Origin of the sequence: Streptomyces sp. SUK 48, assembly GCF_009650765.1 — a bacterium.
Taxonomy (GTDB): domain Bacteria; phylum Actinomycetota; class Actinomycetes; order Streptomycetales; family Streptomycetaceae; genus Streptomyces.
Window position 1 is genome coordinate 5,644,118 of the sequence record NZ_CP045740.1, and the last position, 23,086, is coordinate 5,667,203.

At 71.9% G+C, this 23,086-nt stretch carries 25 protein-coding genes; 11 read left to right on the forward strand and 14 right to left on the reverse strand.

Going from position 1 to position 23,086, the window contains the following annotated elements; genetic code table 11:
* Positions 1–51: 51 nt before the first annotated feature.
* Entirely contained in the window at positions 52–1,077 is a 1,026-nt protein-coding gene (locus GHR20_RS24785; protein WP_243878125.1) for an NADP-dependent oxidoreductase, read from the reverse strand.
* Between the two features lie 72 nt (positions 1,078–1,149).
* Between GHR20_RS24785 and GHR20_RS24790 the strand changes: the two genes are divergently transcribed.
* Positions 1,150–1,584: a MarR family transcriptional regulator gene (locus tag GHR20_RS24790; protein ID WP_111582144.1), complete on the forward strand. Its 435-nt coding sequence runs from the start codon at positions 1,150–1,152 to the stop codon at positions 1,582–1,584.
* Positions 1,585–1,594: 10 nt separating this feature from the next.
* Positions 1,595–2,392 carry an EI24 domain-containing protein gene (locus GHR20_RS24795; protein ID WP_153814417.1) on the forward strand — a complete coding sequence of 266 codons (798 nt, stop codon included), beginning with the start codon at positions 1,595–1,597 and terminating at the stop codon, positions 2,390–2,392.
* Between the two features lie 95 nt (positions 2,393–2,487).
* Here the strand turns inward: GHR20_RS24795 and GHR20_RS24800 are convergent, their stop codons facing one another.
* On the reverse strand, positions 2,488–3,480 hold the full coding sequence (locus tag GHR20_RS24800; protein WP_153814418.1) for a helix-turn-helix domain-containing protein: 993 nt from the start codon (positions 3,478–3,480) through the stop codon (positions 2,488–2,490).
* A gap of 149 nt (positions 3,481–3,629) precedes the next feature.
* On the opposite strand from GHR20_RS24800, the gene GHR20_RS24805 reads away from it, so the two are divergent.
* The 3 genes from GHR20_RS24805 to GHR20_RS24815 all read left to right on the forward strand — a co-directional run bounded on the left by GHR20_RS24805 (position 3,630) and on the right by GHR20_RS24815 (position 6,290).
* On the forward strand, positions 3,630–4,220 hold the full coding sequence (locus tag GHR20_RS24805) for a cysteine hydrolase family protein (RefSeq protein ID WP_111582147.1): 591 nt from the start codon (positions 3,630–3,632) through the stop codon (positions 4,218–4,220).
* On the forward strand, positions 4,220–4,939 hold the full coding sequence (locus GHR20_RS24810; protein ID WP_153814419.1) for a cysteine hydrolase family protein: 720 nt from the start codon (positions 4,220–4,222) through the stop codon (positions 4,937–4,939). The genes GHR20_RS24805 and GHR20_RS24810 overlap by 1 nt, the downstream gene beginning before the upstream one ends.
* A 277-nt stretch (positions 4,940–5,216) precedes the next feature.
* Complete coding sequence (locus tag GHR20_RS24815; protein ID WP_243878126.1) at positions 5,217–6,290, forward strand: hypothetical protein; 1,074 nt, start codon at positions 5,217–5,219, stop codon at positions 6,288–6,290.
* A gap of 50 nt (positions 6,291–6,340) precedes the next feature.
* On the opposite strand, the gene GHR20_RS24820 is transcribed toward GHR20_RS24815, so the two are convergent.
* Positions 6,341–7,318, reverse strand: coding sequence for an aldose epimerase family protein (locus GHR20_RS24820; protein WP_153814420.1), 978 nt, complete (start codon positions 7,316–7,318; stop codon positions 6,341–6,343).
* Positions 7,319–7,364: 46 nt separating this feature from the next.
* On the opposite strand from GHR20_RS24820, the gene GHR20_RS24825 reads away from it, so the two are divergent.
* A complete protein-coding gene (locus GHR20_RS24825; protein WP_153814421.1) occupies positions 7,365–7,880 on the forward strand; it encodes an SRPBCC family protein in 516 nt (171 codons plus the stop codon).
* Here GHR20_RS24825 and GHR20_RS24830 read toward each other — a convergent pair.
* Positions 7,855–8,739, reverse strand: coding sequence for an SGNH/GDSL hydrolase family protein (locus GHR20_RS24830; RefSeq protein ID WP_153814422.1), 885 nt, complete (start codon positions 8,737–8,739; stop codon positions 7,855–7,857). The two genes, GHR20_RS24825 and GHR20_RS24830, sit on opposite strands and share 26 nt — an antisense overlap.
* Before the next feature lie 256 nt (positions 8,740–8,995).
* On the opposite strand from GHR20_RS24830, the gene GHR20_RS24835 reads away from it, so the two are divergent.
* Positions 8,996–9,490: a DUF3145 domain-containing protein gene (locus tag GHR20_RS24835; RefSeq protein ID WP_037661510.1), complete on the forward strand. Its 495-nt coding sequence runs from the start codon at positions 8,996–8,998 to the stop codon at positions 9,488–9,490.
* Between the two features lie 81 nt (positions 9,491–9,571).
* Here the strand turns inward: GHR20_RS24835 and fabF are convergent, their stop codons facing one another.
* The 5 genes from fabF to fasR form a co-directional block, all read right to left on the reverse strand.
* Positions 9,572–10,834 (reverse strand): beta-ketoacyl-ACP synthase II, encoded by a 1,263-nt coding sequence (gene fabF, locus GHR20_RS24840; protein WP_148023884.1) that lies wholly within the window; start codon positions 10,832–10,834, stop codon positions 9,572–9,574.
* A gap of 112 nt (positions 10,835–10,946) precedes the next feature.
* On the reverse strand, positions 10,947–11,195 hold the full coding sequence (locus tag GHR20_RS24845) for an acyl carrier protein (RefSeq protein ID WP_111582153.1): 249 nt from the start codon (positions 11,193–11,195) through the stop codon (positions 10,947–10,949).
* An 81-nt stretch (positions 11,196–11,276) separates the two neighbouring features.
* On the reverse strand, positions 11,277–12,308 hold the full coding sequence (locus GHR20_RS24850; protein WP_111582154.1) for a ketoacyl-ACP synthase III: 1,032 nt from the start codon (positions 12,306–12,308) through the stop codon (positions 11,277–11,279).
* A 10-nt stretch (positions 12,309–12,318) separates the two neighbouring features.
* On the reverse strand, positions 12,319–13,254 hold the full coding sequence (locus GHR20_RS24855; RefSeq protein WP_153814423.1) for an ACP S-malonyltransferase: 936 nt from the start codon (positions 13,252–13,254) through the stop codon (positions 12,319–12,321).
* 89 nt (positions 13,255–13,343) lie between these two features.
* The gene (fasR, locus tag GHR20_RS24860; protein WP_111582156.1) at positions 13,344–14,549 is read right to left on the reverse strand and encodes a fatty acid biosynthesis transcriptional regulator FasR; all 1,206 of its coding nucleotides are present in this window, start codon (positions 14,547–14,549) and stop codon (positions 13,344–13,346) included.
* Between the two features lie 96 nt (positions 14,550–14,645).
* Here fasR and GHR20_RS24865 point away from each other — a divergent pair, with 96 nt between their 5' ends.
* A complete protein-coding gene (locus GHR20_RS24865) occupies positions 14,646–15,299 on the forward strand; it encodes a pirin family protein (protein WP_153816121.1) in 654 nt (217 codons plus the stop codon).
* 35 nt (positions 15,300–15,334) lie between these two features.
* Here the strand turns inward: GHR20_RS24865 and GHR20_RS24870 are convergent, their stop codons facing one another.
* Both GHR20_RS24870 and GHR20_RS24875 read right to left on the reverse strand, forming a co-directional pair.
* The gene (locus GHR20_RS24870) at positions 15,335–16,162 is read right to left on the reverse strand and encodes a serine hydrolase domain-containing protein (RefSeq protein WP_148023887.1); all 828 of its coding nucleotides are present in this window, start codon (positions 16,160–16,162) and stop codon (positions 15,335–15,337) included.
* 19 nt (positions 16,163–16,181) lie between these two features.
* The gene (locus tag GHR20_RS24875) at positions 16,182–16,658 is read right to left on the reverse strand and encodes an N-acetyltransferase (protein WP_161214968.1); all 477 of its coding nucleotides are present in this window, start codon (positions 16,656–16,658) and stop codon (positions 16,182–16,184) included.
* 96 nt (positions 16,659–16,754) lie between these two features.
* Here GHR20_RS24875 and GHR20_RS24880 point away from each other — a divergent pair, with 96 nt between their 5' ends.
* Positions 16,755–17,219: a MerR family transcriptional regulator gene (locus GHR20_RS24880; RefSeq protein WP_111582158.1), complete on the forward strand. Its 465-nt coding sequence runs from the start codon at positions 16,755–16,757 to the stop codon at positions 17,217–17,219.
* Entirely contained in the window at positions 17,216–18,232 is a 1,017-nt protein-coding gene (locus tag GHR20_RS24885) for an aldo/keto reductase (RefSeq protein ID WP_148023888.1), read from the forward strand. Before GHR20_RS24880 ends, GHR20_RS24885 begins: the two co-directional genes overlap by 4 nt.
* On the opposite strand, the gene GHR20_RS24890 is transcribed toward GHR20_RS24885, so the two are convergent.
* From GHR20_RS24890 to GHR20_RS24900, 3 genes are all read right to left on the reverse strand, one after another.
* Entirely contained in the window at positions 18,233–19,072 is an 840-nt protein-coding gene (locus tag GHR20_RS24890; protein ID WP_111582541.1) for a DUF4429 domain-containing protein, read from the reverse strand. It lies immediately after the preceding gene.
* A 66-nt stretch (positions 19,073–19,138) separates the two neighbouring features.
* Entirely contained in the window at positions 19,139–20,359 is a 1,221-nt protein-coding gene (locus tag GHR20_RS24895) for an alpha/beta hydrolase (protein WP_153814424.1), read from the reverse strand.
* A gap of 183 nt (positions 20,360–20,542) precedes the next feature.
* Positions 20,543–21,169: a TetR family transcriptional regulator gene (locus GHR20_RS24900; RefSeq protein WP_153814425.1), complete on the reverse strand. Its 627-nt coding sequence runs from the start codon at positions 21,167–21,169 to the stop codon at positions 20,543–20,545.
* A 122-nt stretch (positions 21,170–21,291) separates the two neighbouring features.
* Between GHR20_RS24900 and GHR20_RS24905 the strand changes: the two genes are divergently transcribed.
* On the forward strand, positions 21,292–22,932 hold the full coding sequence (locus GHR20_RS24905) for an MFS transporter (RefSeq protein ID WP_153814426.1): 1,641 nt from the start codon (positions 21,292–21,294) through the stop codon (positions 22,930–22,932).
* Positions 22,933–23,086 lie beyond the last annotated feature (154 nt).

The following is a 23,086-nucleotide window of genomic DNA, read 5'->3' on the forward strand; positions in this document are numbered from 1 at the left end:
CCTTCCGGGTGGGGACCCGCCTCCCCACCCAGCGGCCCGGCGCGCCGGGGGCTACGGCTTGACGACCATCTTCCCCGTGTTGTCACCCCGCAGCAGCCCCAGGAACGCGTCCACGGTGTTCTCGATGCCGTCCACCACGGTCTCGCGGTACTTCAGCCGCCCCGAGGCCACCCACGGCCCGACCTCCCGCACGAACTGCGGCTGGAGATCGCGGTGGTCGTTGACGAGGAAGCCCTCGATCCGGCCCCGCGTCTGGATCAGCCGCGCCAGGTTGCGCGGGCCGGGCGCGGGCTCGGTGTCGTTGTAGACCGAGATCATGCCGCAGACGGCGATCCGGCCGCCCTCGCGCAGCGAGCCGATCGCCGCCTCCAGGTGGTCCCCGCCGACGTTGTCGAAGTACACGTCGATGCCGTCGGGCGCGGCCTCGCGCAGCTGCTTGGACACCGACCCGTTCTTGTAGTTGAAGGCCGCGTCGAAGCCGTACTCCTCGACCAGCAGCCGCACCTTGTCGTCCGACCCGGCCGAGCCGATCACCCGCGAGGCCCCCTTGAGCTTCGCGATCTGCCCCACCTGGCTGCCGACGGCCCCCGCGGCGCCGGACACGAACACGATGTCGCCCTCCTTGAAGGAGGCGGTGCGCAGCAGGCCCGCGTACGCGGTCAGACCGGGCATGCCGAGCACGCCGAGGTACGCCGACAGGGGCGCCGCCTCCGGGTCGACCTTCACGCCGTGCCGCGCGTCCAGCACGGCGTACTCGCGCCAGCCGAGGAAGTGCAGCACATGGTCGCCGGCGGCGATCCCCTCGGCGCGGGACTCGATCACCTCGCCGACCGCGCCGCCCTGCATGACCTCGCCCAGCTCGAACGGGTCGACGTACGACTTCGCGGCACTCATCCGGCCCCGCATGTACGGGTCCACGGAGAGGTAGGTGTTCCGTACCAGGATCTGGCCCTCGCCCGGGGTCGGGACGGGCGTCTCCACGAGCGCGAAGTCCTCGGGCTTCGGCCAGCCGACGGGGCGGCTGAGCAGGTGCCATTCGCGGTTGGTCTGTGTCGTCATCGTGGCGGTGCCTTTCATTTATTTCATCACCTGAAACAATGGTTAGGCTGAATATTTCAGCTTGTCAAGTAACGGGGTAGGCTGGAGGGCATGGCACCACCGCATCCCCGCCGTCCGGACCAGCTGACCCTGGATGTCGTCGAACTGATCGCCGAGGTCGTGGCGCGTTACCACGCGGACTACGACGAGGCGGCGGCCGAGCACGCCCTGACCGGCGCGCAGGCCAAGCTCCTCAGCCTGCTGTCCCTCGGGCCGCTGCCCATGCGCAAGCTCGCGCAGAAGCTGAAGTGCGAGCCCTCGAACGTGACGGGGATCGTGGACCGCCTGGAGGTCCGGGGCCTGGCCGAGCGCCGCCCGGACCCCGCCGACCGCCGGATCAAGATGGCCGCGGCCACGGAGGAGGGGCTGCGAGTGGCCCGCGACCTGCGGGAGGGGCTGCACTTCGCGCGGGAGCCGCTGGCGGGGCTGTCGGCGGACGAGCGCGGGACCCTGCGGGACCTGCTGCGGCGCATGCTCGACGCGTAGGGTTTTCGCCATGCGTGATCTGGGGGCGGGATTCAAGTACCTGGTCGAGGGCCAGCGGTGGGTGGCCCGGCACGGCCGACAGTACGGCGTCGCCCTGCTGCCGGGCCTGATAGCACTGGTCCTCTACGCCGCCGCGCTGGTCGCGCTCGCGATAGGGGGCGCGGACGCGGTGACCTGGGCCACGCCCTTCGCCGACCACTGGTCCGGCCCCTGGGGCGGGCTGTTCCGCGGCTTCCTGACGGCGGTGCTGTTCGCGCTGGGGCTGCTGCTCGCGGTGCTCACGTTCACCGCGGTGACGCTGCTGATCGGGCAGCCCTTCTACGACAGCCTCTCGGAGCGGGTCGACGCCTCGCAGTCGCCCGACGGTACGGCCCCCCGGTCCACGCTGACCTTCTGGCGGGAGCTGTGGCTGTCGGCGCGGGACAGCGTCCGCGTCCTGATCCGGGCGACGCTCTGGGGCCTCCTGCTCTTCGCCCTCGGTTTCCTGCCGTTCGTCGGACAGACGGTGATCCCGGTGCTGGGCTTCTTCGTGACCGGCTTCTTCCTCGCGGAGGAGCTGACCTCCATCCCCTTGCAGCGCCGGGGCCTCGGCCTGCGCACCCGCCTCACCCTGCTGCGCTCCCGCCGCCTGCTGGTCTGGGGCTACGGCACCCCGCTCGGCCTCGCCTTCCTGGTCCCCTTCGTCGCCGTCTTCCTGATGCCGGGCGCGGTGGCCGGCGCGACGCTGCTGGCGCGGGACCTGCTGGGGGAGGAGTCCGTTCCGGCGGAACCCGAGCCCGCCGCCCGGGAGCGGACGACGGACCGCTGATCACGTCGCGGACGAGGGTGTGAAGGCGGGCGGGCACCCGGGCCCCCTCCGGGGCGGCCGGGGCCGGCCCGAACCCGCCTGCCGCACAGGAGAGTTCAGGCGGGAGTCGTCCGGAAGCGGCGGCGGTACTCCGTCGGGGTGGTGTCGAGCCTGCGGCGGAAGGACCGGACGAGGGTGTCGAGGGTGCCGAACCCGCAGGCGGCGGCGACGCGTTCGAGGGTGGCGTCGGTGGACTCCAGCTGATTGCGGGCACGTTCGACGCGGACCGACTCGATATAGGCGTGCGGGGTGGTACCCAGATCGTTCTTGAAGATCCGGGTCAGCTGCCGGTCGCTGATGTGGGCGTGCTCGGCGAGCTGGGCGACGGTCAGCGGCTCGGCGATGTGGCGCAGGATGTAGTGGCGCAGATCCTCGATCCGCCGGGTCGTGGACGTCTGCTCCAGCGGCACGCTGAACTGGCTCTGCCCGCTGGGCCGTTTCAGGTACATCACCAGCTGCCGGGCGACCCGGAGCGCGACGGCCTCGCCGAGGTCGTCGGCGATCAGCGCGAGGGACAGGTCCAGGCAGGCGCTGATGCCGGCACCGGTCCACACATCGCCCTGGCGGATGAAGATCGGGTCGGCGTCGACCTCCACGGCCGGATGGTCGGCGGCGAGCTGCTGCGCGGTCGACCAGTGCGTGGTGGCCCGCTTGCCGTCGAGGAGCCCGGCGGCCGCGAGGATGTGTGCCCCGACGCAGACCGAGGTCATCCTCCGGGTCCGCGCGGAGAGTTCCCGTACCCGCCGTACGACCACCGGGTCCACCGTCGGCCGCAGCCGGCCGTCGCCGTCGGGCCCGACCGCCCCCGGCACGATCACCGTGTCGATGCTCCGGGACGCCAGCGCGTCGAAGGTGACATCGGGCAGCACCCGGACCCCGGCGGCCGTGACGACCGGGTCCATGGTCTCGGCCGCGAGGACGACGTCGTACGCCGCGGCCTCCGCCGACTCCCGGCGGGCGAGGTGGAAGACCTCCGGCGGTCCCGTCACGTCCAGCAGGTCCACCTGGTCGAAGAGGACGATCACGATCAGCTGGTCGACGATGTGCACGGGCCCCCCGGGCGACGGAATACGGCGGTGTCGGTTTCTGCATGCTAGACGTCATTGCCGACGTAGGGGAACCGGCCATAGCGTCTGGAGCACAGGCCGCCGCACCGGCGCGCCGCCTCCCAACTCCCGATCCCCCCAGGTGGTTTGCCATGCCCAGAACGACTCTGCGTCAGCTCAACGGCTTCGACGAGACGCCTCCGAAGCTCGCCGACTCCACGCTGGTCCTGATCGACTACCAGAACACCTACACCACCGGTGTGATGGAGCTGGACGGCTGGCAGCCGGCCCTCGACGCGGCCGCCCGGCTGCTGGAACGCGCCCGCCGGGAGGGCGCCCGCGTGATCCACGTCGTCAACGACGGCGGCGAGGGCACCCCCTACGACATCCGCGCCGAGATCGGGCAGATCCACCCGAGCGTCGCCCCGGCCGACGGCGAGTCCGTCGTCGTCAAGCAGGCCCCCGACGCCTTCCACGGCACCGACCTGGGGCGGCTGGTGGACGAGGCCGGCCGCGGCGACCTGGTCATCGCCGGCTTCATGACCCACATGTGCGTCGCGTTCACCGCCCAGGGCGCCTTCCTGCGCGGCAACCGCCCCACCGTGGTCGCCGACGCCTGCGCCACCCGCGCGCTGCCGGTCGCGGGCCAGGAGGTGGACGCCCACGGCGTGCACCTCAGCGCCCTGGCCACCATCGCCGACCTGTACGGGGTCGTCGTCGCCGGTCAGGAGGGCATCGGCTGATGAACGCGACCCGCCGTACCGCCGCGCTCGGCGTCGCCGCCCTCCTCACGGCCACGCTCGCCGCCTGCGGCTCCGACTCGGACTCCGCTTCCCCCAAGAAGGAGTCCGCCGCGCCCGCCGCCCACGCGAACGTGGCCGAGCACACCACGACGCTGCGCAAGCTCAACGGCCTCGGCGAGACCCCGGCCACGCTCTCCGACGCGACGCTCATCCTGGTCGACTACCAGAACACCTACACCGACGGTGTGATGGAACTCGACGGCTGGAAACCGGCCGTGGCCAACGCCAAGGCCCTGCTGAACCGGGCCCGCGCGGCGGGCACGCCGGTCATCCACATCGTCGACAAGGGCTACGACCTCACGTCCAAGGCCGGGCAGATCGTCCCGGAGCTCAAGCCCGCCAAGGGCGAGCCGGTGGTCGAGAAGAGCGTCCCCGACGGCTTCCACGGCACCGACCTCGCGCAGAAGGTGAAGCGGGCCGGGCGCAAGAACGTCATCGTCGCCGGCTTCATGACCAACATGTGCGTCCTGTTCACCACCCAGGGCGCGTTCCTCGCCGGCTACCACCCGACCGTCGTCGCCGACGCCTCGGCCACCCGGCCGCTGCCGCTGAAGGGCGACCCCGAGGGCATCCCCGCGCGGCAGGTCCACGAAGCCGCCCTCGCCACGGTCCAGGACCTCTACGGGGTCGTCGTACCCACCCAGAAGTCCCTGACCTGACCTGACCCTGCCTGACCCGAACCGACCCGATCCGGCCTGCACCGAGCCGGCCAGGCCCGGTCCGGCTCGACCCGGTGAGACACCCCCGCCGGGGCCGTGGAGACCCCCATGGCCCCGGCGACTCCCCTCTCGCCGGCGCACCACCCCCCGAGAACTCCCCCCACATCTTTCCCCCCACCCCACAGGAGCACGACCACTCATCACGGAAAGACGGGGCATGACCACTCGCAGAGGATTTCTGGGGACCGTTTCCGCCGTAGGCGCAGCCACCCTCCTCATGGAGACCCAGGCGGCCACCGGCGCGTCGGCCGCGACCGGCGCCGCCGGTGCGACCGACGAGAAGGCCGCGCGGGACGCGATACGCAATGTCAACGCCGGGATGCGCGCCAACTACGCCTCCCTCAAGTCCGAGCTGACCAAGCACCTCAGCCCGGTCGTCGTCGTGCAGAACAACGCCGTCGGCGGGCGCTTCACCCTGATCGACAAGGGGGCGCAGGTCGAGACGGTGGACCCGGTGCCGGAGTACTTCGAACTGGCCAAGTCCATCGCCCACGTACCCCTCGGCATCTACTCGGTCATCGCCGCCTACCTCAGCGGCAAGGTGCCGAACATCGCCAACTCCGAGCGCATCGACCCGCACGACCTGGACATGGTCGCCTTCAAGCCCGCGGGCGACGCCGGCTGGATCACCCCGCTGACCGCCTTCCGGAGCACCCTCGCCACGGCCCGCACCAAGCTGCCGACCGCCAACCTCCCCACCGACCTGGCGGCCTCCAGCAACAAGATCCTCACCGAGGCCGTCAAGTTCATCGACACCGCCGTCGGTGCCAAGTCCTTCGACATGGTGGCCTTCAACCAGTTCGCCGCCACCGTGTACCCGTCCGTCCGCGTCAACATGACCGCGGCGGCCACCGCGCAGATCACCGGGATCGAAGCGCTGATGAAGCGCTGGCGGGCACGGATCGGCGAACAGGCGTGGAGCGACCTGTACGTCATGGTGCTCTCGATCTGGACGACCGCCGAACTCAACCAGGCGTCCATCATCATCCGGCGCACCATGAACCAGGCCAAGGTGAACACCCACCTCATCGACCTGCCGACCGCGGAGACCCCCGCCGACCCGATCGGCGTGGCCCTGGAGAACCTGGCCCGCATCGTCCAGGACAACGTGGCCGCCGAGATGGTCTTCAACACCGCCCTCGATGTCGCGGACGCGCTCAAGGGCAAGGAGGACCTGCTGTCCAAGGAGATCCTCCGGCAGATCGGCGGCTCGGCACCCGCGCACACCGCCGCCTTCGGCGCCGCCGCGGCCGGCGCCTGCCCGATCACCGGGCGGACCGCCAGGGCGTGAGCAGCGGTGTCCCCCGGCCGGCGCCGGCCGGGGGACACCCGCGGGCCCCGTCAGCGCACGGAGAAGCCGTACACCGTCTGGGACCGGTACACCTCGCCGGGGCGCAGCACCGTGGACGGGAAGTCCGGGTGGTTCGGGGAGTCCGGGAAGTGCTGGGTCTCCAGCGCGATCCCGTCACAGGGGGCGAAGGGCGCGGGCAGGTGGTCGCCGGTGTAGAGCTGGAGGCCGGGCTCGGTGGTCGAGACGGTGAGGGTACGGCCAGAGGACGGGTCGTGCAGCTCGGCGACCTGCTCGGGTACCCGGGTGATTCCCTTGTCCAGCACGAAGTTGTGGTCGTAGCCCGTGCCCACCTTGCGGGCGGTACGGAAGTCGAAGCGCGAGTCCGCCACCTCGCGCAGGTCACCCGTGGGGATCAGGTCCTCGCCGGTCGGCGTCAACCGGGAGGCGGCGAGCCGCAGTTCGTGCCCGGCCGCCGAACCCGCCCCGGAACCCGCGAGGTTGAAGTAGCCGTGGCTGGTGAGCGCCACCACCGTCTCCGCGTCCGTCGTCGCCTCGTACGCGATCCGCAGCGCACCGGAGGCGTCCAGCGTGTACGTCACCGTCACGTCCAGCCGGCCGGGGAAGCCCTCCTCGCCGTGCGGACTCACCCGGGCCAGCCGCACCCCGTGCTCGACGCCCGTCGCCTCCCACACCCGCTTGTCGAACCCCCGCGCGCCGCCGTGCAGCAGATGGGGCCCCTCGTTCGGCTCCAGGGCGTACACCGCGCCGTCCAGCGGGAACCGCGCCCCCGCGAGCCGGTTGGCGTACCGGCCGATCAGCGCGCCCAGGTACGGCTCCGGGTGCGCGAGATAGCCGTCCAGGCCGGCGAACCCGAGCACCACGTCCGCCGTCCGGCCCTCCCGGTCCGGCACCTCGACGGAGCGCACGATCCCGCCGTACGTCAGCACCTCCACCCGCGTCCCGCCCCGCTCCAGCGTCCAGCGGTGCACTTCGGTGCCGTCGGGAAGTGTGCCGAAGAGTTCGCTCATGCCGAAACCCTAGGTGACCGGCGCGGTCCTCTGTAGCGTGCCGTCCATGCGACCCGTCACCGTGTCGACCGAGGTTCCGTACCCGCCCGCGCGGGTCCATGACTTCCTCGAAGTGATGGCCCATCACGAGCGTTTCACCGACCACTATCTGACCGACTGGCGCTACAGCGGCCCGAGCCGCGGCTACGGCGCCCGTGCCATCGTCACCGCCGTCCTGGGCGGCACGCGGACCGATGTCGGCATCGAGGTCATCAACTCCGAGCCGCCGTACCGCATCGTCGAGCACAACACCAGCGCCGCCGGCCGCCGCCAGGCCCACGGCATATACACCATCGCCCCGCTCCCGGACGGCGGCGGCAGCCGGGTCTCCTTCACCTACACCTGGCTGCGCGCCCCCCTGCCCGAACGCCTGCTGGCCCCCGTCGTGCGCGCCACGATGCGCCGCGCCAACCACACCGTCATGCGCCGCCTGGCCGCGGAACTGGCCCGGTACGAGGACGGGGGCGGGGGTGAGGACGGGGGCGGGGGCGGGGGCGCTATGCCGCCGGACCCGCGGCCGTGACCGTCCGGTAGGCGATCGACGCCAGCCGGGCCTGGCCGTCCCTGCTGGGGTGGAACCAGTCCCAGTGGCTGAGCTGGTCGGTGCCGAAGCGGTAGTCGTACACCGCGTTGCCGTCGAAGCGGCAGCGGCGGTCGGCCGCGCAGACCTCCTCCAGCACCTTGTTGTAGGCCACCACCCGGTCCTCGACCTGGTCGCGCCGGTGCTCCGCCGCCCCGCCCAGGTCGTCGGCGTCCCCCAGCATCGAGGGGCAGATGCCGAGCTTCCAGACCTCCCTGCCCAGCGGATTGCCCCGGCCCTGCTCCCAGAGCCGCTTCAGGTTCGGCACGCTCGCGACGTACACCTGCGTTCCGGGGGCGGTCGCGCGCAGGGTGCGCAGGGCCTCCTCGAAGTCCGCGCGGAACCCGGCGACCGGGGTCATCGCCCGGGTGGAGGAGCGGCAGGCGTCGTTCGCGCCGACCATCACGGTGACCAGTTCGGGGTCGCGACTCGCCGCATCCGCCATCTGCTGCGAAAGATCCGCCATCCGGGCGCCCGTCATCGCGTAGTTCCAGCTGTGCGTGGCCGCGCCCTCGGCCCCGAGCAGCCGTACCGCCAGACTCTCCACCTGGGCGTCGCTGCCCGTCGACCAGGACACCTCGGGGCAGTCCGACAGCACCGTGCACGCGTCGAAGCCCCGGGTGATGGAGTCGCCGACCGCGGCGACCGAGGCCGGACTGCGGTTCCACACCGGCGCCTTGGCGGTCCGCGTCCCGCTGCCCCGGGCCGCGGACGAGCCCTGGGCGTCGCACCCGGCGACGCCCAGCACGGTGGCCGCCGCCACGGCCAGGGCGAGCCGCGCCCGGTGGCTTCGCTTCCGCATCCCTGGTGTTCTCCTCGCTCGACGTCGGGTGCTTCCCCCCATGACAACGTGCGAGGGTTCCCGGTACCGGGTCCGCTGGAACGAACGGGGCCCGTACAAGCGTCCCCCTGGGTGAATGGTGAAGGATTCCTGGCACCGGGACCGACGGTACGTCACTCTCCTTGCCCCGCCGCAAGGTAGCCTCGCCATCAGCGCGGCCGTGGTGTCACAGCCGCCGGCCAGCCAGCAAGATGTCCCGCTCTGCCCGGAGGTTCCGGTGACGACACGTGGAGTTCTGTACGTGCACTCCGCGCCGCGCGCGCTGTGCCCGCACGTCGAGTGGGCCATCGCCGGCGTGCTCGGCACACGCGTCAACCTCGACTGGATCCGGCAGCCCGCGGCCCCCGGCACCTGGCGCTCGGAGTTCTCCTGGCAGGGCCGCCCCGGCACCGCCTCCAAGCTCGCCTCCGCGCTGCGCGGCTGGCATCTGCTGCGCTTCGAGGTCACCGCGGAGCCCTGCGCCACCGCCGAGGGCGAGCGCTACAGCTGCACCCCCGACCTGGGCATCTTCCACGCCGTCACCGGTATCCACGGCGACATCCTCATCCCCGAGGACCGGCTGCGCGCCGCTCTCACCCGCTCCCAGCGCGAGGAGACCGACCTGGAGGCCGAGATCGCCAAGCTGCTCGGCAAGCCGTGGGACGACGAACTGGAGCCGTTCCGGTACGCCGGGGAGGGCGCGCCGGTGCGGTGGCTGCACCAGGTGGTCTGAGCGCGGCCGCGTCCGTCCCCGTCCGTTCGCATGCATGAGGAAGGGCCCCCACCAGCCGGTGGGGGCCCTTCTGCTGCGTACTCAGAGCGTGCGGAACGCCAGCACCACGTTGTGCCCGCCGAACCCGAACGAGTCGTTCAGCGCGGCGACGCGGCCCTCCGGCAGCTGCCGGGCCTCGCCGACCACGATGTCCGCGTTGACCTCGGGGTCGAGTTCCTTCATGTTGATCGTCGGGGGCGCCGTACGGTTCACCAGCGCCAGGATCGACGCCACCGTCTCGATGCCGCCCGCGCCACCGAGCAGGTGACCGGTCATCGACTTGGTCGCGGAGATCGCCATGTGCTCGACGTCGTCGCCGAACACCTTCCACAGCGCCTTGATCTCGGCGACATCACCCTGCGGGGTGGAGGTGGCGTGCGCGTTGACGTGCACGACCTCGGCCGGCTTCAGGTCCGTGTTGTCCAGCAGGTTCTGGAGCGCGTGCGCGATGCCGTTGCCCGAGGGCTCGGGCTGCGTGATGTGGTGGCTGTCGGCGGAGATGCCCTGGCCGACCGCCTCCACGTAGATCCGGGCGCCGCGCGCCTTCGCGTGCTCCTCGGACTCCAGGATGATCACACCGGCGCCCTCGCCGAGCACGAAGCCGTCGCGGCCCGTGTCGAAGGGCCGGGACGCGCCCGAGGGGTCGTCGTTGTTCTTGGACATCGCCATCATGTTGCCGAACGCGGCGATGGGCAGCGGGTGGATCGCGGCCTCGGTGCCACCGGCGATGACGACGTCCGCACGCCCGGTGCGGATCATCTCGATCGCGTACCCGATGGCCTCGGCGCCGGAGGCGCAGGCCGACACGGGGGTGTGCACGCCGGCGCGGGCGCCCAGGTCGATACCGACGTTGGCCGCCGGGGAGTTGGGCATGAGCATCGGCACGGTGTGCGGGGAGACGCGGCGAACGCCCTTCTCCCGCAGCACGTCGTACTGGTCCAGAAGCGTCGTCACACCGCCGATGCCGGAGGCGATGACCGTGCCGAGACGGTCGGGGTCGACGGACGCGTCCTCGCCGGCCCGCGCGGTGAAGCCGGCGTCCTGCCACGCCTCGCGCGCGGCGATCAGCGCGAACTGCGCCGAGCGGTCGAGTTTGCGGGCCTGCGGCCGGGGGATGATCTCACCCGGCTCGACGGCGATACGAGCGGCGATGCGGACCGGGAGGTCCGCCGCCCACTCCTCCTCCAGGAGACGGACACCGGACTCGCCGGCGATCAGGGCCTCCCAGAACGAAGCTGCGTCGCCACCCAGCGGTGTGGTTGCGCCGATACCGGTGACGACCACGGTGCGATTGGTCGGGCTCACGGGAATTCTCTCTCCAACGGATGCGGGAATCTACGGCGCCACCGCCGGGTGGCGGGGCCTTGCCAGCCTGACGGCCTCGCGGCCCGAGGGCCGCGGGACGTCAGCGAATGGCTCAGACCTGGTGCTTGAGGATGTACTCGGTCGCGTCGCCGACGGTCTTGAGGTTCTTGACGTCCTCGTCCGGGATCTTCACGTCGAAGCGCTCCTCGGCGGCGACGACGACCTCGACCATGGACAGCGAGTCGACGTCCAGGTCGTCGGTGAAGGACTTGTCCACCTGGACGTCCTCAACCGGGATGCCGGCGATCTCGTTGACGATTTCGGCGAGACCTTCGACGATCTCTTCCTGAGTGGCGGCCATGTCAGGCGCTCCTTCTTCGATAATCCAGACGGTTTGTGGCATTCGTCCCCCCACCGGACCGCATGATCCGGCACGGAGTGCCTAGGGGAGGGTAACGACCGTGGCGGCGTAGACGAGACCCGCCCCGAATCCGATGACGAGCGCGGTGTCACCGCTCTTCGCCTCCCCGGTCGCCAGAAGCCGCTCCATGGCGAGCGGGATCGAGGCGGCCGAGGTGTTGCCGGTGGTGCGGATGTCACGGGCGACCGTGACATGCTCCGGCAGCTTGAGAGTCTTCACCATCGAGTCGATGATCCGCACATTGGCCTGGTGCGGGATGAAGACGTCCAGGTCTTCCGAGCTGATCCCGGCCGCGTCCAGCGCCTGCTGGGCGACCTTCGCCATCTCGAACACGGCCCAGCGGAACACCGCCTGGCCCTCCTGCGTGATCGCGGGGAACTTGATGTTTCCCTCGCTGTCCAGCGGAAGCTCGTTGACGTCGCCGACGTGGAACCGGTCCCACGAGACGGTCTGCTTGATGGTCTCGGACTTGTCGCCCTCCGAGCCCCACACGGTCGGGCCGATGGCCGGCTCCTTGGAGGGGCCGACGACGACCGCGCCGGCGCCGTCGCCGAACAGGAAGGCCGTGGCCCGGTCCTCCAGGTCGGTCAGGTCGCTGAGCCGCTCCACGCCGATCACCACGACGTACTCGGCGGAGCCCTCCACGACCATGCCCTTGGCCAGGGTGAGGCCGTAGCCGAAGCCCGCGCAGCCGGCCGAGATGTCGAAGGCGGCCGCCTTGTCGGTGCCGAGCTGGTCGGCGATCGAGGTGGCGATGGCCGGGGTCTGCGCGAAGTGCGACACCGTCGACACGACGACCGCGCCGATCTGCGAGGCGTCGATACCGGCGTCGGCGATCGCCTTGCCGGCCGCCTCGACCGACATCGCGGCCACCGTCTCCTCGGGGCCCGCCCAGTGCCGGGTCTCGATGCCGGAGCGGGAGCGGATCCACTCGTCGGAGGAGTCGATCTTCTCCAGGATCACCTCGTTGGGCACCACCCGGGTCGGGCGGTAGCCGCCGACACCGAGGATGCGCGCGTACGGGGCGCCCTTGCTGGGCTTGATCTTCGCCATCTACGGCTCCTTAGGCGTCAGGCGTCGAAACGTGCTCGGTGATGAGCGCACGGGCCGCGTCGAGGTCGTCGGGGGTCTTCAGGGCCAGCGTCCTGACGCCGGGCAGCGCCCGCTTGGCCAGTCCGGTGAGCGTGCCGCCGGGGCACACCTCGATGAGCGCGGTGACGCCCAGCTCCTTGAACGTCTCCATGCACAGGTCCCAGCGCACCGGGTTGGCCACCTGGCCGACCAGGCGCTCCAGCACCTCGGCGCCGGACGTGACGGAGGCGCCGTCCTTGTTGGAGACGTAGGGGACCTTGGGGTCGGCGGGCGAGAGGTCCTCGGCGGCCTTGGCCAGCGCCTGGACCGCGGGGGCCATGTGCCGGGTGTGGAAGGCGCCGGCCACCTTCAGCGGGACGACCTTGCGCACGCCCTCGGGCTTGTCCTCGGCCAGCGCGGCCAGCTGCTCCAGCGTGCCCGCCGCGACGATCTGTCCCGCGCCGTTGATGTTCGCCGGGGTCAGGCCCAGCTTCTCCAGGTGCGCGAGGGAGGTCTCGGGGTCGCCGCCGAGCAGCGCCGACATGCCGGTCCCGGTGATCGCGGCGGCGTCCGCCATGGCGAGGCCGCGGGTGCGGACCAGCCTGAGGGCCGCGGCGTCCGGCAGCACGCCCGCGAAGGTGGCCGCGGTGATCTCGCCGACGCTGTGCCCGGCCACCGCGCCCGGCGCGATCTCCGACATGGCACCCAGTGCCGCGGCGGACAGGATGCCGGCGGCGACCAGCAGCGGCTGGGCCACGGCGGTGTCCCGGATCGCGTCGGCGTCGGCCTGGGTTCCGTAGTGCACCAGGTCGAGGCCGATGGCGTCCGACCACGCGGCGACACGGTCGGCGGCACCGGGGAGTTCGAGCCAGGGGGTCAGGAAGCCGGGCGTCTGAGCGCCCTGGCCGGGAGCGACGAGTACGAGCACTCTCACACTCTCTCTTGGGGACGGGCACGGCCGCCCGTGGGGACAGGGACGAAGAACACGGAGGGCTTTTGTTGACCTCCGACAAAAACCTACGCCTGGGGGTCACCGTCGGCCAGGCGCCCCAGGATGAGCGCGATCCGCAGCGTGAACGCGGATCGTACATCCGAAGGCGACCACCCGGTGACGTCTGTCACACGTCGGAGCCGGTAGCGCACGGTGTTCGGGTGAACGAAGAGCATGCGCGCCGCGCCCTCCAGGCTGCTCGCCTGCTCCAGGTAGACACTCAGGGTTTCCAGGAGCGCCGATCCGGCCTCTCCCAGTGGTCTGTAGATCTCCTCCACCAACTGCTCACGGGCGCTCGGATCGCCCGCGATGGCGCGCTCCGGCAGCAGATCGTCCGCCAGCACGGGCCGCGGCGCGTCCTGCCACGCCGTGCACGCCTTCAGTCCGGCCGCGGCGGCCTGCGCGGACCGGGTGGCCGCCAGCAGGTCCGGTACGACGGGACCGGCCACCACCGGGCCCGCCGCGTACGGCCCGATCAGAGACTTCGCCACCGCGAGCGGGTTGGGGCTGCCGCCCGCGATCACCACGAGGCGGTCCCCGAGCACGCCGGTGAGCACCTGGAGCTTGGCGTGCCGCGCGGCCCGCCGGATCGCCTCCACGGTCAGCTCGCTGTCCCCGTCCGGGGCGGTGCCGAGGACGACGCACACATGCTCGGGGGAGTTCCAGCCCAGCGCGGCGGCCCGGCTGACGGCGCCCTCGTCGGCCTCGCCGCTGAGCACCGCGTTGACCACCAGCGACTCCAGGCGCGCGTCCCAGGCACCGCGTGCCTCGGCGGCCTGGGCGTACACCTGGGCGGTCGCGAAGGCGATCTCCCGCGCGTACACCAGCAGCGCCTCGCGCAGCACGCGCTCGTCGCCCGGGGCGGCCACCTCGTCGATGGCGCTCTCCATGACCTCGATGGTGGTGCGCACCATCTCCACGGTCTGCCGCAGGGTGATCGCCCGGGTCAGCTCGCGCGGCGCGGTCCCGAAGACGTCCGTGGAGATCGCCTGGGGGGTGTCCGGGTGCCGGAACCACTCGGTGAACGCCGCGATGCCCGCCTGGGCGACCAGCCCGATCCAGGACCGGTTCTCCGGGGGCATCGCCCGGTACCACGGCAGGGTCTCGTCCATCCGCGCGATCGCCTGGGCGGCGAGACTCCCGGAGGACTTCTCCAGCCGTTTCAGGGTCGCGGCGTGCGTATGGACGAAGGATGCTGCGGGGTCACCAGGGTGGGATTCGGGTTCGGGCACGGGGACAAGAGTGCCTTATCCGGACGGGACCATGCGTCGGCGGGTCGGCAACCCGGGGCCCGCGCACACCGGGAGCGGGACTACGGTGGGGTCGTGATCGACGTACGGCGCGCCGCCGAGCGCTACCCCGGCGGGGACCCGGCGGCCGGGATCGAGACCCGCCACGCCTTCTCGTTCGGCCCGCACTACGACCCCGGCAATCTGCGCTTCGGCCCGCTGATCGCCTGCAACGAGGAACGGCTCGCGCCCGGCGCCGGGTTCGGTGAACACCCGCACAGCCACACCGAGATCGTCACCTGGGTGATCGAGGGCGAGCTGACCCACCGCGACTCCGCGGGCCACGAACGGACCGTGCGCGCCGGGGACGTCCAGCATCTGAGCGCCGCGACGGGCGTGCGGCACGTCGAACGCAACGACGGCGAGGGCCCGTTGGCCTTCCTCCAGATGTGGCTGGCCCCGCTGGAGCCGGGCGGTGAGCCGTCGTACGGCGTCGTCCCGGGCATCGCCGACGCCACCCCCTACGCCGTCCCGGCCGCGGGCGCGATGCTGCATGTGCGCCGGCTGGGCGCGGGGGAGCGGACCGCCGTACCGGACGCGGCCCGCCTGTACGTCCATGTCGTACGCGGCGAGGTGCGGCTGGACGGCGCCGGGCTGGCCGCCGGGGACGCGGCCCGGATCACCGGCGCGCGGGGCCTGGAGGCGGTGGCCGAGACCCCGGCGGAGCTGCTCGTCTGGGAGCTGTCCGACTGACGGGTCCCCCCGCTCGCAGCCCCGGCGCCGACGGGTCAGCGCATGCCGCGCGTCTCGTCCAGCACCGCGTCGGTGAGGACCGGCCATGCCTCGATCGCCCAGGGGCCGAAGGCGCGGTCGGCGAGGGCGGCGCAGGCGAGGCCCGCGTCCGGGTCGATCCACAGGAAGGTGCCGGCCTGGCCGAAGTGGCCGAAGGTGCGCGGGGAGGAGGAACTCCCGGTCCAGTGCGGGGACTTGCCGTCGCGGATCTCGAAGCCGAGGCCCCAGTCGTTCGGGTTCTGATGGCCGTAGCCCGGCAACACACCCTTGGTGCCCGGGAATTGGACGGTCATCGCCGCCGCGACCGTGCGCGGGTCCAGCAGCCGGGGCGCCTGCACCTCCGCCGCGAACAGCAGCAGGTCCGCCACCGTCGAGACGCCGTCCTTCGCCGGGGAGCCCGCGAGCGAGGTGGCCGTCATGCCCAGCGGCTCCAGCACCGCCTGCCGCGCGTAGTCCGCGAACGGGATGTCCGTCGCCTTCGCGATGTGGTCGCCGAGCTGCTCGAACCCGGCGTTGGAGTACAGCCGCCGCTCCCCGGGCGGCGCCGTCACCCGGTGCTCGTCGAAGGCGAGGCCGGAGGTGTGCGCCAGCAGGTGCCGCACCGTCGCCCCGGGCGGCCCGGCCGGCTCGTCCAGCTCGATCGCCCCCTCCTCGTACGCCACCAGCGCCGCGTAGGCGGCCAGCGGCTTGGTCACGGAGGCGAGGGGGAAGCGGTGGGCGAGGGGTCCGTGCGTCCCGAGGACGGTCCCGTCGGCTCGTACGACACCCGCGGCCGCGGTGGGCACGGGCCAGTTCTCGATCGACGCCAGGCTGTTCAACGACATGCCGTCGAGACTATGACGCTCACAGCATGAGCCGCATCGACGGGTCCGGATCGCGGGTGAAGCCCAGCGACTCGTACAGCGGCCGGGCGTCCGGCGAGGCGGTGAGCAGGACATGTCCGGCGCCCCGCTCCCGGAGCCAGGCCAGCAGCGCGTCCATGCACGCCCGCGCGTAGCCCCGGCGCCGGGCGTCCGGGTCCGTGGCCACGCTGAAGACGTAGCCGACCCGGCCCCGGGGATTGTGCGGGGTGCCGACGCGGTAGTCCACCGTGCCCGCCGCCAGCGCGGCCAGCTTGCCCGGCCGCTCGGGCGACTCGACGACGAAGGCCCCGAAGTCCGCACCGGCGTCGCCGAGCCGCGCGCGCAGCAGCGGCAGGGACTCGGCATGCCAGCCCGTCTCCCCGGTGAATCCCGGCCTGCCCAGCGAATCGATCATGACCTGGCGTAGGCGCAGCACTTCGGCGGCGTCCTCGGGCGTGGCCCTGCGTGCGAGACTCATGCCCCGCACGCTATCCAGCCACCCGGCGCCCGGTCCTGCGGTTTTCTTACCGGCTCGGCTTGCTTGGAGTGCACTCCAAGGTCATAGCGTTGAGGCATGACGGTGATGCAGACCACGCCTGCGACCCTTGAGGACTCACACCCCGCCGACATCTGCTCCGCCCGGCCCCCGCGCCACCCGCGCCCGGACGGCCAAGACCACTACACGATCAGCGAGGTCGTCGCCTGCACCGGCCTGACCGCGCACACGCTGCGCTGGTACGAGCGGATCGGCCTGATGCCGCACGTCGACCGCTCGCACACGGGTCAGCGCCGGTACACCAACCGCGACCTGGACTGGCTGGACCTGGTGACCAAGCTGCGGCTGACCGGCATGCCGGTGGCGGACATGGTCAGGTACGCGGAGCTGGTGCGCGAGGGCGCCGGCACCTACCGGGAGCGGCAGGAACTGCTGGAGCGGACCCGCCGGGACGTGCTCGGCCGGATCGCGGAGCTGCGGGACACGCTCGCCGTGCTCGACCGCAAGATCGATTTTTACGCTACCGAGGGGAACACGCGATGACCGACACCAGGATTCCGACGGCCCGCCTGGGAGCGCAGGGGCCCGAGGTCGGTGTACAGGGACTCGGCTGCATGGGCATGAGCTTCGGCTACGGCCCCACCGACACCGAGCAGGCGCGCGCCGCCCTGGACCGGGCGCTGGAGCTGGGCGTCACCCTCTACGACACCGCCGACGCGTACGGCGCCGGCGAGAACGAGCGGTTCCTCGCCCCGTTCTTCCGCGCCCACCGCGACGAGGTGGTGATCGCCACCAAGTTCGCCCTGTCCATCCCGAAGGACGACCCGAACCGGCGGATCATCCGCAACGACGCCCCGTACATCCGCGAGGCCGTCGAGGGCAGCCTCCAGCGGCTCGGCGTGGACGTGATCGACCTCTACTACATGCACCGCCGCGATGTGAACGTGCCCATCGAGGAGACCGTCGCCACCATGGCGGAGCTGGTGCGCGAGGGCAAGGTCAAGCACCTCGGCCTCAGCGAGGTCACCGCCGACGAACTGCGCGCCGCGCACGCCGTGCACCCGATCGCGGCCGTGCAGTCGGAGTGGTCCCTGTTCAGCCGGGACATCGAGGCGCATGTGGTGCCCGCCGCACGGGAGCTGGGCGTCACCCTGGTGCCCTACTCGCCGCTCGGCCGCGGCTTCCTGACCGGCGCGTTCGCCAACGCGGAGAAGGACCTCACGTCCGACGACTTCCGTCGTCAGCAGCCCCGCTTCACCGGTGACAACGCCGCCGCCAACGCGGCCCTCCTCCAGCCCCTGCACACCATCGCCGCCGCCCACGGCGCGAGCGCCGCCCAGATCGCCCTGGCCTGGGTCCAGCAGCGCGCGACGGTCGACTCGCTGCCGGTGATCCCGATCCCGGGCACCCGCAAGGCGAGCCGGGTCGAGGAGAACGTGGGCGCGACCCGGATCACCCTGACCGAGGACGAGCTGGCGCGGCTGGAGCCGATCGCGGGCAAGGTGGCGGGCGAGCGGTACGCGGACATGGCGTTCACCTCGGCCGGCCGGGAGTGATCAGAGCTCCGCGAGCAGTTCCGCCTTCTTGCCGGCGAACTCCTCGTCGGTGACCAGACCGGCCTGGTGCAACTCCCCGAGATGCCGGATCCGTTCGGCGATGTCCGCGGGGTCGCGGCGGCACTGCGCCACCGCGGGCACCGGCCGGCGCGCCCGCACGGCCGCGAGCACCGCCGCGGCGAACGGCAGCGACTCGTGCACGGGGCCGTAGCCCAGCCCGAACACCACCGCCGCCGGGTCCTGGTCGGGCTCCGGGACCGAGGACGTGCCCGAGGCGCGCAGCCGCAGGAACCCCTCCAGGGCCTCCGGTGAGCGCCATTCCACCCCGCTGAGGTCGGCGACCGCGTAACTCTGGTCGCCCGCCTTCCACTTGGCCGTGGACGCGCCGGTCCAGGACCAGCGGAACTGCACGGACGTCCCGTCGAACGTCGCCTTCCCGTCGTACGCCTTGAACTGGAGCGGTGCCTCGGGCGCGGCCACCAGATACCGGTCCGCGGGGCCCGACTCGGTCAGCCGCGCCGCCAACTCCTCCGCGCGGGACGCCGCCTGGGGCTCCCGCTCGGCCGGCAGGACCAGCCGGTACGGGTCGGAACCCTCCTTCAGCTGTCCGTCCGCCGCCTCCATGAGCGGGTCCGCGCCCGCACGGGGCACCAGCCGCAGGACGAGGGTGCCACGCCGGCCCGGAGCGAGCGTGACCTCTTCCAGGGCCGACAGCGGAATCCGCCGTTCGCCGAGCGCCTGGAACAACTTCGGTGTTCGAATGCCCCGTTCGTAGCGGATGAGCACGGAGTCGGACTCGAACTCCCAGACGGCATGAAAACCCGCCAGTACGTCACCCATGCGGCTCATCGTATGCGGCACGTCCTTTTCCGTCGCCACCTTCGCGGACCGCACTTCCTGCTGTTTCTACGCGCGTCGGGCCGTCGTCGTCGCGGACAGACCGGCCCGGCAGACGTCGTTTCCACCGGCGCACGTCACCGAGCCGTACGCGCCCGTGCCGATCTCGGCGAGGTTGCGCAGGCTGTCCGTGCCCGGCGTGAAGTAGCCGGCGTGGCCCTGCGCGTCCCGCGCGGACAGCACCCGGGCACCAAAGCCCGCGGCGACCGGATCGGCGCCGTGCCCGAGCCCGCCCAGTTCCAGGTACGGCACGTCCTGGATCCAGTCGGTGGCGTCCCGCATGGCCCACACCCGGGCGGTGGTGTCCAGGTCGGCGGCCCTGGAGACCCGCATCCCGGGGCTGGCGGCCACCGCTATGTCGGAGACCCGCCCGGGCATGCCGTGGGCGGCGACCCCGCACAGCACGGAGCCGTAGCTGTGGCAGAACATCGACACCGGGGCCCGGCCGGGCAGGGACCGCAGCAGCGCGTTCAGCCGCAGGGAGCCCTCCGCCGCGCGCGCCCCGGTCGCCGCGTCCACGCCGAGGCCGTCGGGGGAGGTGTAGTCGGCCCAGGCGATCACGGCCGTACGCGTCCTCGGGGCGGCGGCGTGCTCCGCCGCGTACAGCGCCTTGGCCATGCCGACCGGGGCGGTGTAGGGGCGGTTGGTCTTCTGGAAGGTGAGCAGGTCGGTGTCGACACCGGGGACGACGACCGAGATCCGCTGCGCCTTCGTCAGGTTCCCGAACACCTCGGAGATGCGGCCGGCGCCCGCCGGGTCGAAGGAGAGGATCTGGCGGCCGGGGGTCATGAGCGACTCGTAGCGGTGCATACGACGGCCCGCGTCCTGCTGGCCGGCCGTGCTGAGCCGGCTGTCGTGCATGCGCTCGCGCTCGACCGTGTGCTGCTGCGCCAGGGCGAGGTGGTTGGCCTGGTAGCGCAGGGAGACCGGCGCGCCGTTCATGTTGCCCACCGCGAGCGGATAGCGGTGGGCGAGGCGGGAGCGGTCCTGCGCGGAGAGCGAGGCGAAGAAGCGGGTGAGCCGCGCCGGGTCGGCACCCGGGGCCGGCAGCGGCCGGCCGTGCAGGCTGCCGTGCGTCCACTTGGCGCGGGACGCCTGGAGTTCGCCGGACTCCGGGTGGGTGCGCAGGGCGGTCCAACCGGTGGTGGCGAGCATCACGAACACGACGGCCAGCGCCAGCATGGCGCGCCAGACGTTGAGTTGCGGGGAGGAGGTGTCGAAGGAAGTCACTGGGAGGACACACTAGGAGAACGAGACGGTCTCGCGGTAACCCAGTGACCGGGATCACGTTTCGACGGAGATCGAACACCCGGTGAACGATCTTTCGAACCTGTCGCGGTCGATCTGCCGAACACCCCGTCGGCGGCCCCCGAACGCGCTTCCGTCGATCTTCCCGACGTCGTGCCAACGGCCTCAGTCCGCGCGCCAGTTCCCCTGGAGCGCCGAACTCACCTGATCGAGGTAGGAGACGGTGAGCGATCTGACGGCCTCCAGGCTGAAGTCCCGGCCCAGGCACCACTGCCGTTCCGTGACCCGAATCACCCCGCCGAACACGGCCACCGCGAGCCTCGGCCGGGGGTCGGCGTCCACGTCCACTCCCTCCCGCTCGGCCAGCAGCCGGGCGAGGCTCTCCTCCACGGCGGTCGAGCGGCGCAGATGGGCGGCGAGCAGCGCGGGCGTGGACTCGATCGTCCGGTACATGCGCAGATACAGCTCCATCGGCACGGCCGACTCGACGGTCTCGCGGATCGACTCCCAGTCCTCCAGGACGGCCTGCCGCAGCGCCTCCATCGGCGCCTCGTGCGGCGGCCGGGCGCGCAGCGCGGACAGGAAGTGGGCCTCCGTCATCTCCTGGACCGCGAAGGCGGCGTCCTCCTTGCCCCCGAAGTAGCGGAAGAAGGTGCGCTGCGAGACCTCGCAGGCGGCGGCGATCTCGTCCACCGTGGTGCGCTCGTACCCCTGGGCGGTGAACAGTTCGAGAGCGGCCCGCAGCAGCGACTCCCGGGTACGCCGCTTCTTGCGCTCGCGCAGCGTCTCCATGGCCCCTCGACTGCCCCTTTCCGAACGTTCGACCAGCTCAGCCTATGTGCAGTCTGCCCGGTCAGTTACCGACTTATGAAAATGTTTGTCAACTGTCAGAGGCTGTCACTAGTCTCGAACGCATGACTGGTCAGACCACCATCGACACGACGGGCCCGGGTGACGGAGCCTCGCCGGCCCAGACGGAGCGAGCGCCGGCCACAGGGATGCGCGGCCACCCGTGGCTCACCCTGATCACCGTCGCCGTAGGGGTCATGATGGTGGCCCTGGACGGCACCATCGTGGCCATCGCCAACCCGGCCATCCGCGACCATCTGCACGCGACCTTCGCCGATGTGCAGTGGATCACCAACGCCTACTTCCTCGCCCTCGCGGTCACCCTGATCACCGCGGGCAAGCTCGGTGACCGCTTCGGGCACCGGCAGACCTTCCTCATCGGCGTGACCGGCTTCGCCGTCGCCTCCGGCGCGATCGGGCTGTCCGACAGCATCGCCGCGGTCGTCACCTTCCGCGTCTTCCAGGGCCTGTTCGGCGCGCTGCTGATGCCGGCCGCGCTCGGCCTGCTGCGGGCCACGTTCCCGGCCGAGAAGCTCAACATGGCCATCGGCATCTGGGGCATGGTGATCGGCGCGTCCACCGCGGGCGGCCCGATCCTCGGCGGCGTGCTCGTGCAGCACGTCAACTGGCAGTCGGTGTTCTTCATCAATGTGCCGGTCGGCGCGCTCGCCCTGGTCCTGGGCCTGCTGATCCTGCTCGACCACCGCGCCCGGAACGCGCCGCGCTCCTTCGACGTGCTCGGCATCGCGCTGCTGTCCGGCGCGATGTTCTGCCTCGTCTGGGCCCTCATCAAGGCACCGAGCTGGGGCTGGGGCGACGGCAGGACGTGGGGCTTCATCGTCGCCTCGGTCCTGCTCTTCGCGTTCTTCGCGTTCTGGGAGACCAGGGTCGCCGAACCGCTCATCCCGCTCGGCCTGTTCCGCTCCGTGCCGCTGTCGGCCGGTGTGGTCCTCATGGTCCTGATGGCCATCGCCTTCATGGGTGGCCTGTTCTTCGTGACCTTCTATCTCCAGAACGTGCACGGGATGTCCCCGGTCGACGCCGGTCTGCACCTGCTGCCGCTCACCGGCATGATGATCGTGGCCTCGCCGCTCGCCGGCGCCGCGATCACCAAGCTCGGCCCGCGGGTCCCGCTGGCCGGCGGCATGGCCGCGACCGCGATCGCCATGTACGGCATGTCCACGCTCAAGGCCGGCACGGGCGGCGGCGTGATGTCCGTCTGGTTCGCCCTCCTCGGCCTCGGCCTCGCCCCGGTCATGGTCGGCGCGACCGAGGTCATCGTGGGCAACGCGCCGATGGAGCTGTCCGGTGTGGCCGGCGGCCTCCAGCAGGCCGCCATGCAGATCGGCGGCAGCCTCGGCACGGCGGTGCTGGGCGCGGTGATGGCCTCCAGGGTCGACAGCGCGCTGCCGGGCAACTGGTCCCGCGCGGGGCTGCCGCCGCTGAAGCCGGCCCAGCTGGACCAGGCGTCGGAGGCGGTGCAGGCCGGGGTGGCGCCGGTGCAGAAGGGGATACCGGCCGAGATAGCCGCCAGGATCACGACCGTGGCGCACGACACGTTCATCTCCGGGATGAGCCTCGCGTGCCTGGTCGCGGCGGGCGTCGCCGTGGCCGCGGTCCTGGTCGCGCTGCTCACCAAGCGGGGCGGGAACGCGGAGGCGGGGCGGGCGTGGGGCACATCTGACCCCGGTCGCCTATCAGAGTGACTCCGGCCAAGATCCCTGGCGCGGTGCGCTCCGCGCGGGACAGAGTTTCCCACCGGAAGCCCGGCCGCGGCCGCACACTGCGGGAGGGGTGCAGTGTGCGGCCGCGGTCCGCCGCCGGGTGCGGGCCGCGCGGGCGTCGTGGCCGGTCGCGCGG